This is a genomic window from Sphingobium tyrosinilyticum (assembly GCF_042654265.1).
GTDB classification, from domain to species: domain Bacteria; phylum Pseudomonadota; class Alphaproteobacteria; order Sphingomonadales; family Sphingomonadaceae; genus Sphingobium; species Sphingobium tyrosinilyticum.
This window is the reverse complement of the sequence record NZ_JBHSFZ010000025.1, coordinates 238,963-253,330: the sequence shown is the minus strand read 5'-3', so window position 1 is coordinate 253,330 and position 14,368 is coordinate 238,963. Positions and strand designations below refer to the sequence as shown.

Sequence of the window (14,368 nt, the reverse complement as noted above, 5' to 3'; positions counted from 1 at the left end):
GCATTCAGCCGGCGTTTTTCAATCAGCGCAACCGCTGCGCGTGCCACTTCAAATGATCGGCCATGAACGTCGAGATGAAATAATAGCTATGGTCATAGCCGTCCCGCATGTTCAGCGTCAGCGGCATCCCGGCCGCCTCGCACGCCGCCTGCAGGAGTTCCGGCCGTAACTGCTGTTCTAGGAACGGATCGGCCGCGCCCTGATCCACAAGCAATGCCGGGACGCGCGCACCATCCTCGATCAAGGCAACGGCGTCATGCCCGCGCCAGGCTGCGCGATCCTCACCCAAATATCCCGCCAGCGCCTTCTCACCCCACGGCACGCTGGACGGCGCGACGATCGGGGCGAAGGCGGATACGGCTTTGAAGCGTCCGGGATTCCTCAGCGCGACGGTCAGCGCCCCATGGCCGCCCATCGAATGTCCCATGATGGACTGACGGCTCATATCCGCCGGAAAATTGTCCGCGATCAGCGCAGGCAGCTCCTCCGTAACATAGGACCACATGCGATAATGGCGGTCGAACGGCGGCTGCGTCGCATCCAAATAGAAGCCCGCACCCAGGCCGAAGTCATAAGCGCCCGCCGGGTCGTCCGGCACGCCCTCGCCGCGCGGCGACGTGTCGGGCGCAACGAAGATCAGCCCCAATTCCGCACAAGCCCCCCGATATTCGCCCTTCTCGGTAACATTGGCATGGGTGCAGGTCAGGCCCGACAGATACGAGACGACCGGCAGAGTCTCCCCATCCGCATGGGGAGGCACGAAGACGGAGAAAGTCATCTCCGTCCGGGTCTCCGCCGACGCATGTTTATAGACGCCTTGCACGCCGTTAAAGGCCCTGTTGGCGCTGACCTGTTCCATGCCGCGCCTCAAAAGACCACGACGCTGCGGATGCTTTCCCCCGCATGCATCAGGTCGAACCCCTTGTTGATCTCCTCCAACGTCAGCACATGGGTGATCATCGGATCGATCTCTATCTTCCCGTTCATATACCAATCGACGATCTTCGGCACATCGGTACGCCCCTTCGCGCCGCCAAAGGCGCTGCCCTTCCACACCCGGCCGGTGACCAGCTGGAACGGCCGGGTCGAAATTTCCTTGCCCGCTTCCGCGACGCCGATCACCGTCGAAACGCCCCACCCGCGATGGCAGGCTTCCAGCGCCTGGCGCATGACTTCGGTGTTGCCGGTGCAGTCAAAGGTATAATCGGCCCCGCCATCGGTCAGCGCGACCAGATCGGCCACCACTTCGGCCGTGCTCTTGCCCGCCGGATTATAGAAATGAGTCATGCCGAACCGCTTGCCCCACTCCGCCTTGCCTTCATTGAGATCGACGCCGACAATCCGGTCCGCCCCGACCATGCGCGCGGCCTGCAGGACGTTGAGGCCGATCCCGCCCAGTCCGAACACGATGACATTGCTGCCCGGCGTCACCTTCGCCGTGTTGATCACCGCTCCCACGCCGGTCGTCACACCGCATCCGACATAGCAGCTTTTGTCAAAGGGCGCGTCTTCCCGGATCTTCGCCACCGCGATCTCGGGCAATACCGTGAAGTTGGAGAAGGTCGAACATCCCATATAGTGGAAGATCATCTGCCCCTTGTAGCTGAACCGGCTGGTGCCATCCGGCATCAGGCCCTGCCCCTGCGTCGCGCGGATCGCCGTGCACAGATTGGTCTTCCCCGACAGGCAGCTTTTGCACTGGCGGCATTCGGGCGTGTAGAGCGGGATCACATGGTCGCCCGGCTTGACCGATGTCACCCCCGGCCCAACCTCACGCACCACCCCCGCGCCCTCATGGCCCAGGATCGAGGGAAAGATTCCTTCGCTGTCGAACCCGTCCAACGTGTAGGCGTCGGTATGGCAAATCCCCGTCGCCATGATCTCGATCAGCACCTCGCCAACCTTCGGCCCTTCCAGATCGACTGCGACGATTTCCAGGGGCTTCTTCGCTTCGAAAGCGACGGCGGCGCGGGTCTTCATGCAGCTATCCTTATCCTCATCGAGATGATGCAAACCGCTATAGCACTCCATCAATTACGCGATAATATGGTTTGTGGTACATAGACTATCCCATATGAGGTTTAATCATGTCTTCCTGGGACGGGATTGACGAGTTCATCGCGGTCGCTTCAACCGGCTCCTTTACCCGCGCAGCCAAGATAATCGGCATGTCCTCCACCCATGTCAGCCGATCGATCATGGCACTGGAGCGGCGCGTTCAGGCGCAGCTCTTTCATCGCACCACGCGGATCGTCCGGCTGACCGACACCGGACGCATCTTTCTGGAGCGTTGCGAGCAGATCGCGCAAGAACGCGATGAAGCCATGGCGATGATCGGGGAACAAGGCGAACCGCATGGAGAGCTGAAGGTTACCTGCTCGACCGCCATGGGTGAACGCTTCGTTGCGCCCATCCTTCGCCGTTTCGCCATGCGCCACCCCGGGCTCAACTTGACGGTCGATCTTACCAACCGCTTGGTCGATCTGGTATCCGAAGGCTATGACTTAGCCATTCGGACAGGAAAGCCATCGGACGCGCGCCTCATCGCTACCCGCGTCGCGTCCCGCACCCTCTACGCCTGCGCCGCGCCCAGCTATCTCGCACGGGCGGGCGAACCCGCCAGCGTCGATGACCTCGCGGCGCATGAATGCATCATCGGCACCAGCCCGCTATGGCAGTTCGCCGATGACGGCCGCGAAATGCTGCACCGCCCCAAGGGACGATTTCGCTGCAACAGCGGGCAGGCGGTCATCGACGCCTGCATATCAGGATTGGGCATTTGTCAGCTGCCCGATTTCTATATTCTGCCTTATCTTCAACATGGCATGGTGAAGCTGATCCTGGAGGATTTCCGCGCGCCGGACGAACCCATATGGGCGGTCTATCCGCAACGAAGGCATCTGCTTCCCAAGGTGCGTGCGGCGGTAGAGTGCCTGGAACATGAACTTTTCGCGGCAATGAGTTCCCGCGGTCAAAATAGGCCGCCGATTGAATAGTGATAGCGTCGCAATTATAGACGGAGATCCCAAGTCCGGGCTTGTCAAAGCCTCCCGCAACATTCGTTTCAGACAGCCGAATGGATTATTCGAGGCTAAAAGGATCGTCTTAATCCCGGACGACCTCATCCGGAAAGCCCACCTCCAACTGAATGAATGAAGCACAGCGCCCCGGGTGGGGAGATGGGTCTTTGGGACGCTGTGCTTCTCTCCCATAGTGCGACCCGAGGGAGCTAAGACTGACGGGCCAGCGAGGAGGCCCGAGACTGACAACTTGTCCGGGCACGGCGAAGGGCGCAACCTGACCCGCTCCGCCATGCGGCAAAAGTCATGGCAACGGCTTCACGCCTGACTGCCGCTTGCGTGGCCAGGTGGCCCTGCATCCATATCTGAAGAAAAGAGGCTAAGCGCTTTCATCGCATCACATTCCTGCTTCGGTAACCCCGCTGTCTCCTGAAAGAGACCGGAAGCTTTGCGTCCTGCCGTCACCGACAGTTTGCCCTTTCGGTCAGATCGCTCGCTGCGGCGCGCTTCTCTGCCTTAGGATTTGTTTAACTGAATTGTCCCGGTTCGTCAAACATTTGCAGGCGATAATCACGGAAATTTGCCAGCTATGCCGCCGATCCATTTGCACCCGCTCAATTCTCGGCGGCCCGCCCCATCTTTTCCGCCAGTTCGTCCAGCCACAGCGTAGCCCTACCGTCCGATGGGGCGCGCCAATCTCCCCTTGGCGACAATGCTCCACCTGCCGAAACCTTCGGGCCATTGGGCAAGGCGGATCGCTTGAACTGGCTGATCGTGAAGAAGCGATAAAGGAAATTGTCCAGCCAGTGGCGGATGGTCGGCAGGTCGTAGGACTGCTTTGCATCATCCGGATATCCCGGCGGCCATGCGCCCGCATCGACGTCTCGCCAGGCGTGCCATGCCAGGAACGCCACCTTTGACGGCGGCTGTCCCCACCGCACGATATGATGCAGGAAAAAGTCGTTCAGCGCATAGGGTCCGACTCGGCTCTCCGTGCTCTGCATCGCGCCCGACGCATCGGCGGGCACCAGTTCGGGCGAAATCTCCTGGTCCACGATCGCCTGCAATATGCTGTCCGTTTCCGCATCGAACTGGTTCGTCGCAATGCACCAGCGGATGAGATATTGGATCAGCGTCTTGGGCACGCCGCTGTTCACCGCATAATGGCTCATATGGTCGCCCACGCCATAGGTGCACCAGCCAAGCGCCAGTTCCGATAGGTCTCCGGTGCCGACGACAAAGCCACCATGCCGGTTCGCGAGCCTGAACAGATAATCGGTCCGCAACCCCGCCTGCACATTTTCGAAAGTGACGTCATAGAGCGCCTCGCCCTTCGCAAAGGGATGGTGCATGTCCGCCAGCATCTGGCGTGCGGCAGGGCGAATGTCGATTTCCTCACCGGTCACGCCCAGCGCCTTCATCAGCCGCCAGGCATTGGCCTTGGTATGCTCGCCCGTAGCAAATCCCGGCATGGTATAACCAAGGATCGCCGATCGCGGCAGGCCCAGCCGGTCGCAAGCCTTGGCCGCGACAATCAGCGCGTGAGTGGAATCCAGCCCGCCCGACACGCCGATGACGAAATGCTTGCCCGATGTGGCGCGGAAGCGGGTGACGAGCCCCTCCACCTGGATATTGAACGCCTCATAGCAATCCGCGTCCAACTGCAAAGGGTCGGCGGGCACGAAGGGGAAACGCCGCACCGGCCGATACAGCCTCCCCCGCTCACCCGCCCCCATCGCATCGAACGTCACCCGGCGAAAGCGCTGCTCGGGATGGCCCATCGCCTCGGCCGTATCGTTGAAGGTGCCGTTGCGCATCCGCTCCAGCCGCAGCCGCTGGGCATCGATATCGGCATAGATGATCTCCGGCGCGTCGCCAAAGCGAGCAGATTGCGCCAGCAGGTCGCCCATCTCATGCACCATGGCCTGCCCGTCCCAGGCCATGTCGGTCGTGCTTTCGCCATAGCCCGCCGCCGAATAAGCATAGGCGGCGATGCAGCGGATTGACTGCGCGGCCGACAGCAAATCCCGGTCCCGCGCCTTGCCCACGATGATGTTCGACGCCGACAGGTTGCACAGGATCAGCGCTCCGGCCAGCGCACCAAAGGTTGATGGCGGCAGCGCAGCCCAATAATCCTCGCAAATCTCCACATGAAAGCTGAAATCCGCCCGGTTTCCCGCGGCAAAGATGAGGTCCGGTCCGAACGGCGCATGATGCCCCGCCAGTTCGATGTCGAGGCCCGTAAGTCCCGCACCAGGAGCAAACCAGCGCTTCTCATAATATTCGCGATAATTGGGCAGGTAGCTTTTGGGCACCACGCCCAGCAGCCTGCCGCCCTCGATCACCAGCGCCGCATTATAAAGCCGCCCGCTCCGCCGCACCGGGGCGCCCACCAGCAGCACTGGCAAGTCCGCGCTGGCTTCGATCAGCCGCCCGATCTCCGCCTCGACCCGATCCAGCAGCGCATCCTGCAGGTGCAGATCATCGATGGCGTAGGACGAAAGGCAAAGTTCCGGGAAAAGGACGATGTCCGCTCCCTTCGCCGCCGCCTCCCGCGCCAGCCGCAGGATCGCCTCTGCATTCGCGCCCACATCGGCAACGCTCGCCTCGGGCGTCGCCGCCGCCAGCCGCACCAGACCATGCGTCTCAATGGATTCAAAGCGTTCAACCCGCATCCACCGCCTCCCGCATCATGTCCAGCGCCACGGCTATTGCTTCCAACCGGATCGGCCCGCGTCCAATATCGCCGAAATGCTCCTCCCGGTGCCGGGTCGCCCCACCCCGCCGGGCGCAGCCGAAATGAACCAGGCCCGGCTCGTCCCCCGGCGGCGCGGACCCGGCATAGCCCGTCACTGCAAGAGCGATATCCGCTTCGGAGTTGGCGATCGCGCCTTCCGCCATCGCGATCGCCACGTCCCGGCTCACCGCACCGCATCCATCGATCTTCTCACGCGCGATCCCCAGCAGATCGCATTTCGCATCCTCGCTATAAACCACAAACCCCCGCTCGAACGCATGGCTCGCCCCCTCCACATCCGTCAGCAGCGAAGCCAGCAGGCCGCCAGTGCAGCTTTCCGCCGTCGCCAGTTTCAGATCAGCGTCGCAGCATAGTTTCAGCAGTGCTTCGGCGGCCTCTTCAGTGCTCGTGGGCAACGCAGGGGAAAGCGTTTCCGCAGGCCCACCACCACCCTCGCCATCGCTCTTCATCGCATCCTCATCATCTCGACCGAACAACGGAATCAACGAAGCGATCGCGCGCGCCGTTCCGTCGCCGGATTCTCGCCACTATCATATGCGGGTAACAGCGCTGCTATGGCTCAACGAAATGACTCAGCTCACTCTTATCGAACAGCAGCTCGCCATCTAGGATAGATCACGAAGCATCTCCCGACGACCATCGCCAAGCGGACTACGACCGACGCCGATTCCTCGGTGGCAAGAAAATGCTTCAGCCACCCACAACCACCGTCGAACGACCGCCTATCAGGGAATAATCTCTCGCCCCTCCCCAAAGATCAGCGAAGCCTCCACGCTATCGACGCCATCCCGATGCCCGCGCCATCCCAGCGCCTCACGCGCTTGGGCAGGCGTCAGGTGCATGATCGTTTCGAACTTCGCGGCAAACAGCATGTCGGACTGCTCGCCCACTTCATATCCATAGGACAGGTTCCGCCACAGCGCGGGCCAGGCGCCCGGATAATGCAGCATCGTCCGTGTCATCCACGGGAACATGATCAGCGTGTTGGTCGTCATCAACGCGCCTGCCAGTTCCGTTCCCAGATGCCGGAACACATTGCCCGTCACCACGCCGGTGATGAAATATTCGGCGACCGACCCAAATCCGATCTCGCCCAATATATGATAGAGATCATGGGTTTGCCCCATGCGCAGGTTCCAATAATCCAACGCATTGGCAGGCTTCCAGTCCGGATTGTCGAGAATGCGTGAATTGAGTTCGGGCGACAGGTCGAACTCGTCCATATATTCGAACAGCTTGCGGCCCACCGATCCTTCCGGATAGGCGCGCAGATCTTCCTTCGAATAGCTCGACACAAATCCTTCGCTCATCCATCGGTCGAAGGCTGGATTGCGCCGCCGCTCCTCGGCAACGAGCCGCTCGGCCTGGTCGATGTCGCGCACCTCATCGACCGCCTGCATCAATGTCGGCAGGCCATAAAGCAGCGGATAATCATGGCCGTTCTTCCGCAGATTTTCGGTCGCGATCCACTCGCGCACCCGCGCATCGTTCAGCCAGGGCGACGAACTCACCAGCACACTGCTTTCGGTCCGCACCTTGCGCCGTCCATTAAGGTAGAAGATCGGACTGCCCGAGGTGACTTCGTCGCTGTTCACATCTTGTATGAGGCTTTCGGCTTCGGCTTTCATGCTGTAACTCCGGCGGTAAGAGCGGATGGAGAATGGACAATCGCCGCGTCCAGATCGGCGAGCCGCTGCTGGATATCGGCGGCGCGGCGGAAGTCGGGATCGACCGGCCCGCCGCTGCGGATCGCTTCGGCCAATTGCGCATAGAGGTTGCCGATCGACGACAGCGCCTCACGCGACGCAAAGCTGCCGGGATAGGCGCTGTAGCGATCGGGCTCGTCCGGTATCGCGGCGCATTCCAGCTCGGGCGCGACGGCGATCGGCTCGAACGGCCCACTGCCCCTGGCGCCCTGCAACAGCAGCGATTCCACCGCGGGCAGGCCGGGGTCCCGCGTGGACAGCAGCAGCGCGCCATCGCTCCCGTCTATCCGCCAGCTGCACCCCATGCCGCTCATCGACACGCCCGCCAGATCGACCTGGAACAGCGCGCCGCCGCGCAAATTTCCCTGGAACAGCAAATGGTCATAGGCGTCGCGCTCGACCGCCGCGCCGCTCTCATCCACCGGCGGCAGGTGGATGGCACTCCGCATCGTCATCTCCTCGATCGGCCCGAAATGATGATCCAGCGCATCGATCAGGTGCCCGCCATAGATGGATAGCAGCGTCGTCCCGCCCGCCCGCGTCGCCATCGCGCGCATGATCGGACCGAAGATGCGGGCATGCAGCGTCACGCCATATAACTTGCCGACATAACCGTCCGCCACCAGCCGCGCCGCCTGCCGCATGACAGGAGACCCGCGCAGATGCAGCCCGATCATCGCCTTGACCCCCTTAGCCTTCGCCAGCGCCGCCAGTTCCTGCGCCTCCTCGACCGTCGTGGCGAGCGGCCATTCGCAATAGACATGCTTGCCCGCGCTCAACGCTGCCTTGGCGATTGCATGATGATGCGGCGCTTTCACGCAGATCGCCACCAGGTCGATATCCGGATGCTGCGTCAGCGCCTCATGATCGGTGAACCACAGCGGCGCGCCGAACTGCTCGGCCGCCTCGCGCGCGCTTTCCTCCCGCGTGGTACAGACGCCTTGCAAAGCGAATCCCGATAGCCGCTCGACCACCCGGCGATGGACGCCCGATCCCCAGCCATAGTCAGGGTTCGCGCCCACTATACCCACCCGGATCACCACCGGTGCCTCTCCTTATTTAGGTCCGTCCCCATATTGCTGCACATCGTGGGCCGGCACAATCACCTTGCCACTCCCTGACGCCGCCACACAACCGCAGGTCCCAACCGATTACAGAGTTTAGCCATGGGCCTTCTTGAGACCCATGGCTAAAACTCAAATTTACATGTGGGGCTGATCGATCGTCAGCCCTTCCCAATGTGCGGAGCCCGTCAGGTCGGGCGCATTATATTCGGCCCGAGATTTGTCAGGACCTCATCCGCTCGGAAAGCCCGGACTTCGTTCGCGGGTTTCGGCCCACGGCCCATGACGATCTCCGCCGATGCTTCGTAACGATCGACGGTGCGCACGTCGATGTCGCGGTCCCAGAAAGGATCGCCCCAGAAAGGATCCCAGCTGCGCCAGCCAAAGCCGCGTCCATAATAGCGCCAGGACGGACCCCAATAACCATAAGCGCCCGGACCGAAAGGCCGATCGATATAAGTCCTGCTGTGCCGTTCCGTGCCCCGGTCAGCCATGACGAACCAGTCGTAGCCGCGCGAGCGCGTCAGTTCGGCCGCCCGGTACAGCAGGTAGCGCTCGACCGTGTCGCGCGAAGTCATGCTGTTCCCGGCAAAGGTCACGCGGAAGCGGTTCGCTTCGATCTGCTCATCATAATAGCCGCCATTTACCGACCGGCCCTCCGCGATAGGCTGATAGGGCGTCGCGGTGGTGCACGCGGTGAGTGCGAGCATGCAGGCGCCCGCCAAAGTCCATCCTCGTCCCGTCGTCATTTTCATGATCTCCTTTTCAGATGAGAGGACGCGGCCTGCCGGGCCGGCGCAAACCGCCAACCGCCCAGATCAAGCTCATATTCCAGGGGGATGAAGGACAACATCAACAGGCCGCCTCAATTCCATCTCATAGAATAAGAAGCGGTATGATGCCCTTTTGTTCCTACCGAATATCGCGACCGTAACTGGAAGGAGCCGAGCGGACACCAGCACTCATTAAAAGCGGAGCGTGATCCGATCAGAGAGAAATCGGATCACGCTCCGCCCGCGTCCTCGGCAACAGCAGCGAGGAGCGGTTATGCCACGCCGGGTGAGGGCCGTGCTGCAAGCTGCGCTGGCGCTGGAACCTGCTCACGCGCACGCCGCTGGGCCATCTTGCGGTAGGTGGCGAGGGCCTGTCCGATGACCTGGTCCATATTATAATAGCGATAGGTCGCCAGCCGCCCGACGAAGCTCACGTCCGGCTGCACTATTGCAAGCGCCTCGTAGCGTTTGAAAAGCGCCTGGTTTTCCGCACGCGGGATCGGGTAATAGGGATCACCCTCGGCCGTCGGATATTCATATGTAATGCTGGTCCGGGACGATTGCTGCCCGGTCAAATGCTTATACTCGGTGATCCGGGTGTAGGGCACATCGGGCGAAGGATAATTGACCACCGCAACAGGCTGAAATTGCTCCATATCCAGTTGCGCATGATCAAATTGCAACGACCGATAAGGCAACTTGCCAAAGCGATAGCCGAAATATTCGTCGATCGGTCCCGTAAACACCAGATGGTCGTGGGGGTAAGCGTCGCGCGCTTCGCAATAATCGACACCTAACAGGACATCGATATTGGGATGGTCGAGCATCCGTTCGAACATCCGGGTATAGCCCTCAAGCGGCATCGCCTGGAACTTGTCGGTGAAATAGCGGTCATCGACATTGGTCCGGGTCGGCACGCGCGAAGTGACGGCCTTATCCAGCTCGGACGGGTCGAGGCCCCACTGCTTGCGCGTATAGCCTTGGAAGAACTTCTCATAAAGTTCACGGCCAATTGCCGAAATAACCACATCTTCCGATGTGCGAACGACGGAAACTGGTTCGGCCTGCGCGGCTAAAAACTCGGCCGCATGCTCTTCTGTCTCGAGGTTCAGTTTATAGAGCAAATTGATCGTCGTGCGGTTGATCGGCATCGGCACCAGCAGGTCGTCCACCGCCGCCAGAACCCGATGCTCATAGGGACGCCATTTGGTGAAGCGCGAAAGATAGGTGAAGATTTCCTCGCTGTTGGTATGGAAGATGTGCGGCCCATAACGGTGGATAAGGACACCGTTCGCGTCATATTCATCATATGCATTGCCGCCGACATGGGGGCGGCGATCGACGACCAGCACCCTCTTCCCGCCGTCAACGGCAAGGCGCTCGGCCATCACCGCACCCGCAAACCCCGCGCCTACAATCATGACATCATAATGGTGGGAGCGGCTGCTGTTCCAGGAAGTCGGCGAAACAATCGGATGCGCATGCGCGCTGCGTGACAGAGCATCCTTGATCAGCCGGTCCATCTGATGAAAGCTCTTGTCCCAGGACATGCCCGCCAGGAGCTGATCGGCTTCCTTCAGCCACTGCCCGCCACCCTGTGCAAGCGCGAGCGCCTCGTCGCAGGCAGCGATAAAGGCGTCGCCAGCGGGCGCAATCTTGACCGCTTCGATCTCGCCATAATGGCGCACGACATCGACGATCGGGGTCGATACCACCGGCTTTCCCGCCGCCAGATATTCAGGCGTCTTGGTCGGACTGATGAACCGGGTCGCGTCATTGATGGCAAATGGCATCAAAGCCACATCCCAACCGGCGATACAGGCGGGCAAATCTTCGTAGGGCCTGCCGCCCAGAAAGTGGAGGTTCCCGCGCCGCGGCAGATCATCCTCACTGATCTTCACGACCGGACCAATGATCTCCAGCACCCAGTTCGGGCGCGCGTCGGCCAATGCGGCGAGCAGGTCCACATCCATCCGCTCATCGACCACGCCATAAAAGCCAAGCCGCGGCCGTCTGTTGCCCTTGCTCGCCGCCGCACCGAAGCGCGCCTGGGCAAAATGCCCCGCATCGACACTGGACGGAAAGGGAAAGACGGCAGGATGCTTGTCCCGCTTGGCCTCATAAAGGCTGTACCCGCCAGTGAAAACCAGATCGGATTGCGACAGCAGACGCTGCTCCAGCGGAAGAAGTTCGGGCGGCGCGCCTTTGAAATTGGCAAGCTCGTCCATGCAGTCATAGATGATGCAGTCGGCCAGGACATGCTCCGAAAAGGGCAGCATCATCGGCGTGTAATACCAACGAATGAACGGTCCCGGTTCGCCCGCCAGATAAAGGTCCAGCAGTTGCTTCAGTACCTCGCTCTCACGCTCTCTAGACAGAGCGGCGGGCAGTTGGGGCGTAATGACGGTTACGCCTGTTTGCGAGCAATGTTCGACCTGCAGGTCCGGCGCGTCGAGTTCAGCGACATAGCAGGGCTCTTCCCAAAAAAGTACAGGCGACTGTTTTGCGAAGCGGCTCATCAAATGTTGAGGACGTTGAAAGACGAAATTCCAACGCAGATGGCTAAAACAAATTAAGGTGTGAGCGCCGGCTTTCGGACCTGGTCCTGTTCCATGCCAAGATGACGAATGGGGCGGGACCATAGACGCGTACCTTTCTGCTTGATGAATGATGCACAAACCCCGGGCGGCCAACCATGTTCCTGCAGCCGCGCTGATATAGGTTGGCACATCGACGCTATTTTGGTGTACCCACTTGAAGCCTTCATCTGTTTCAACTTACTCAGAGGCACGATCATCACCGCTTCCTCTTTATAAAACAGGCACGGGGGATCCGAATGGCCGGGCAGCAGCAGCTTTGGGGTGGCGTGGAATGCACCGTTAATCGCGTTTACGAACGCTATGGCGATCAGATCCGCTTGAGTGGCCATGAGAACAGGCCCGAAGATCTCGAGCGTTTTGCGGAGTTGGGCATCCGCGCCATCCGCTATCCCTTATTGTGGGAACGGATCAGTCCGGAACAACCCGACCAATGCGATTGGGAATGGACGGATCGGCGGCTCGCCCGGCTGCGCGAACTCGGCATTCGCGTCATCGCTGGCCTCATTCACCATGGCAGCGGCCCGCACTATACCAACCTGGTGGATGACAGCTTCGCGCCAGGCCTCGCCAAGCACGCGCAGAATGTGGCGGAACGCTATCCCTGGATCACCGATTGGACGCCGGTCAACGAACCGCTGACCACCGCACGCTTTTCCGCGCTTTACGGCCATTGGTATCCGCACCTCCGTTCGGAAGGAGATTTCTGGCGGGCGCTACTGAACCAGATTGACGCGACAAGGCTGTCGATGCGCGCCGTGAGCCGGATCAACCCCGCCGCACGGTTGATCCAGACGGACGATCTGGGAAGGACCTATGCCACCGCTGCCCTGCGGGAACAGGCGACGTTCGACAATATGCGCCGCTGGGCCGGATGGGACCTCTTGTGCAGGAAAGTCAACCGCGACCACCCTTTCTGGGCACGTATTGCGGGCTTCGGGCTGGAGCAGCGGCTTGAAGCCATATTGGACGACCCCTGCCCGCCCGCCGTCATCGGCATCAACCACTATCTCACCAGCGATAGGTTCCTGGACCACAGGCTACAGCGTTACCCGCAACATCTGCACGGCGGCAGTGAGATACAGCTTTACGCCGATGTAGAGGCTGTCCGTGTATTGTCGCCTGCTTCGCAAGGCTTGGAAGGCGCGCTACGCGAAGCATGGGAACGCTATCGCCTGCCGCTGGCTGTTACGGAGGTCCATAATGGCTGTACCCGCGAAGAACAGCTCCGCTGGACGGCGCAGGCATGGGATATTGCCAGCCGCCTGAACGATCAAAACGTGCCGGTCGAGGCCGTGACCATCTGGTCATTGCTAGGCAGCAGCGGCTGGAACACGCTCCTCACCCGGCCGGGGCTTTATGAGCCCGGCGTCTGGGATGTCAGCAGCGGCGCGCCACGGCCCACCGCCATGGTGCCGCTTTTGAAGGCGCTGGCGGCCAGCGACGAGCGCCCGATCATGGCGACAGGTGAAGGCTGGTGGCAGCGGCAGGGCCGGATGGCCCATCCTCCCGTTGCCCGCCCTGCACCCATTGCAGAGCATATTGGGCCGCCTCACGATCCCGGCAGCGCACGACCGCTGTTGATCTGCGGCGCGACGGGGACGCTGGGGCAGGCCATGGCGCGGGCCTGCTCGATGCGCAACATCCCCTTCATATTGACCAGCCGCCAGCAACTGGACATCACCGATCGCAGCAGCATCGAAGCGGCGCTGGACAAGCTTAGCCCTTGGGCGGTCGTGAATACAGCAGGCTGGGTGCGCGTCGATGAAGCGGAAGCCGAAGAAGACGCCTGCCTGCTCGCCAATGCGCATGGCGCAATCGCGCTGGCACAGGCATGCGACAGGCGCGGCATCCAAACCCTGTCCTTCTCCAGCGACCTCGTCTTCGACGGGTTCAAAGGTTACCCCTATGTCGAAACTGACGCCGTCGCCCCCTGCAACAGCTACGGCCGAAGCAAGGCGGCGATGGAAACGGGCATCGCGCAGCTTGCAGGCGATCATCTCGTCATCCGCACCGCCGCTTTCTTCTCACCCCATGACGATTTCAACTTCGCCACAGCGGTCGTTCGGTCACTCGAGCGCGCAGAAGCCGTGCTTGCGCCCGACGACCTCATCGTCACCCCAACCTATGTCCCGCATCTGGTCACGGCATCACTCGACCTGCTGATCGATGGCGAAACCGGCATTTGGCATCTTGCCAATGGCGACGCGCTGACCTGGGCCGATTTCGCCAAACGTATCGCTTCATACTGTGAACATGACCCGGCACAGGTACAGGCCGTGCCCCACCAGACAATGGGCTGGGCAGCCCCTCGCCCGGCCAATGTCGCGCTCGGCACTTGCCGAGGCCCGCAGCTTCCCTCGCTCCTTACGGCGCTGGAACATTTCGCCCAGCATTTCCGGGCGGAGCGCTTAGAAAATGCGGCGTGATATACGTGCGTAATCGATCGA

The 14,368-nt window shown here is 61.2% G+C and carries 10 protein-coding genes and 1 riboswitch; of the genes, 2 read left to right on the top strand and 8 right to left on the bottom strand.

From position 1 onward, the window contains the following. Window positions 1-22: 22 nt before the first annotated feature. On the bottom strand, window positions 23-859 hold the full coding sequence (fghA, locus tag ACFO3E_RS12315; RefSeq protein WP_380805040.1) for an S-formylglutathione hydrolase: 837 nt from the start codon (window positions 857-859) through the stop codon (window positions 23-25). Window positions 860-867: 8 nt separating this feature from the next. Next, window positions 868-1,980 (bottom strand): S-(hydroxymethyl)glutathione dehydrogenase/class III alcohol dehydrogenase, encoded by a 1,113-nt coding sequence (locus ACFO3E_RS12310; protein WP_380805038.1) that lies wholly within the window; start codon window positions 1,978-1,980, stop codon window positions 868-870. Window positions 1,981-2,087: 107 nt separating this feature from the next. Here ACFO3E_RS12310 and ACFO3E_RS12305 point away from each other — a divergent pair, with 107 nt between their 5' ends. Further along, entirely contained in the window at window positions 2,088-2,996 is a 909-nt protein-coding gene (locus ACFO3E_RS12305; protein ID WP_066531419.1) for a LysR family transcriptional regulator, read from the top strand. Between the two features lie 433 nt (window positions 2,997-3,429). Beyond that, window positions 3,430-3,507: riboswitch (cyclic di-GMP riboswitch) on the bottom strand. 127 nt (window positions 3,508-3,634) lie between these two features. On the opposite strand, the gene ACFO3E_RS12300 is transcribed toward ACFO3E_RS12305, so the two are convergent. The 6 genes from ACFO3E_RS12300 to glf all read right to left on the bottom strand — a co-directional run bounded on the left by ACFO3E_RS12300 (window position 3,635) and on the right by glf (window position 11,840). Beyond that, window positions 3,635-5,695 (bottom strand): NAD(+) synthase, encoded by a 2,061-nt coding sequence (locus tag ACFO3E_RS12300; protein WP_066531417.1) that lies wholly within the window; start codon window positions 5,693-5,695, stop codon window positions 3,635-3,637. Then, entirely contained in the window at window positions 5,685-6,227 is a 543-nt protein-coding gene (locus ACFO3E_RS12295; protein WP_380805035.1) for a CinA family protein, read from the bottom strand. The genes ACFO3E_RS12300 and ACFO3E_RS12295 overlap by 11 nt, the downstream gene beginning before the upstream one ends. 276 nt (window positions 6,228-6,503) lie before the next feature. Next, on the bottom strand, window positions 6,504-7,406 hold the full coding sequence (locus ACFO3E_RS12290) for a hypothetical protein (protein ID WP_380805033.1): 903 nt from the start codon (window positions 7,404-7,406) through the stop codon (window positions 6,504-6,506). Further along, complete coding sequence (locus tag ACFO3E_RS12285; protein ID WP_066531415.1) at window positions 7,403-8,527, bottom strand: Gfo/Idh/MocA family protein; 1,125 nt, start codon at window positions 8,525-8,527, stop codon at window positions 7,403-7,405. The genes ACFO3E_RS12290 and ACFO3E_RS12285 overlap by 4 nt, the downstream gene beginning before the upstream one ends. 209 nt (window positions 8,528-8,736) lie before the next feature. Beyond that, window positions 8,737-9,297 carry a CC0125/CC1285 family lipoprotein gene (locus ACFO3E_RS12280; protein WP_156518695.1) on the bottom strand — a complete coding sequence of 187 codons (561 nt, stop codon included), beginning with the start codon at window positions 9,295-9,297 and terminating at the stop codon, window positions 8,737-8,739. Window positions 9,298-9,593: 296 nt separating this feature from the next. Then, complete coding sequence (gene glf / locus ACFO3E_RS12275; RefSeq protein ID WP_380805030.1) at window positions 9,594-11,840, bottom strand: UDP-galactopyranose mutase; 2,247 nt, start codon at window positions 11,838-11,840, stop codon at window positions 9,594-9,596. A 317-nt stretch (window positions 11,841-12,157) separates the two neighbouring features. Here glf and ACFO3E_RS12270 point away from each other — a divergent pair, with 317 nt between their 5' ends. Beyond that, complete coding sequence (locus tag ACFO3E_RS12270) at window positions 12,158-14,347, top strand: sugar nucleotide-binding protein (protein ID WP_380805028.1); 2,190 nt, start codon at window positions 12,158-12,160, stop codon at window positions 14,345-14,347. The last annotated feature ends 21 nt before the right edge of the window (window positions 14,348-14,368 follow it).

Excerpts from the sequence above, each read along its gene's own strand:
- fghA (WP_380805040.1), bottom strand. The coding sequence starts at position 859 with ATGGAACAGGTCAGCGCCAACAGGGCCTTTAACGGCGTGCAAGGCGTC.
- ACFO3E_RS12310 (WP_380805038.1), bottom strand. The coding sequence starts at position 1,980 with ATGAAGACCCGCGCCGCCGTCGCTTTCGAAGCGAAGAAGCCCCTGGAA.
- ACFO3E_RS12305 (WP_066531419.1), top strand. The coding sequence starts at position 2,088 with ATGTCTTCCTGGGACGGGATTGACGAGTTCATCGCGGTCGCTTCAACC.
- ACFO3E_RS12300 (WP_066531417.1), bottom strand. The coding sequence starts at position 5,695 with ATGCGGGTTGAACGCTTTGAATCCATTGAGACGCATGGTCTGGTGCGG.
- ACFO3E_RS12295 (WP_380805035.1), bottom strand. The coding sequence starts at position 6,227 with ATGAAGAGCGATGGCGAGGGTGGTGGTGGGCCTGCGGAAACGCTTTCC.
- ACFO3E_RS12290 (WP_380805033.1), bottom strand. The coding sequence starts at position 7,406 with ATGAAAGCCGAAGCCGAAAGCCTCATACAAGATGTGAACAGCGACGAA.
- ACFO3E_RS12280 (WP_156518695.1), bottom strand. The coding sequence starts at position 9,297 with ATGACGACGGGACGAGGATGGACTTTGGCGGGCGCCTGCATGCTCGCA.
- glf (WP_380805030.1), bottom strand. The coding sequence starts at position 11,840 with ATGAGCCGCTTCGCAAAACAGTCGCCTGTACTTTTTTGGGAAGAGCCC.
- ACFO3E_RS12270 (WP_380805028.1), top strand. The coding sequence starts at position 12,158 with ATGGCCGGGCAGCAGCAGCTTTGGGGTGGCGTGGAATGCACCGTTAAT.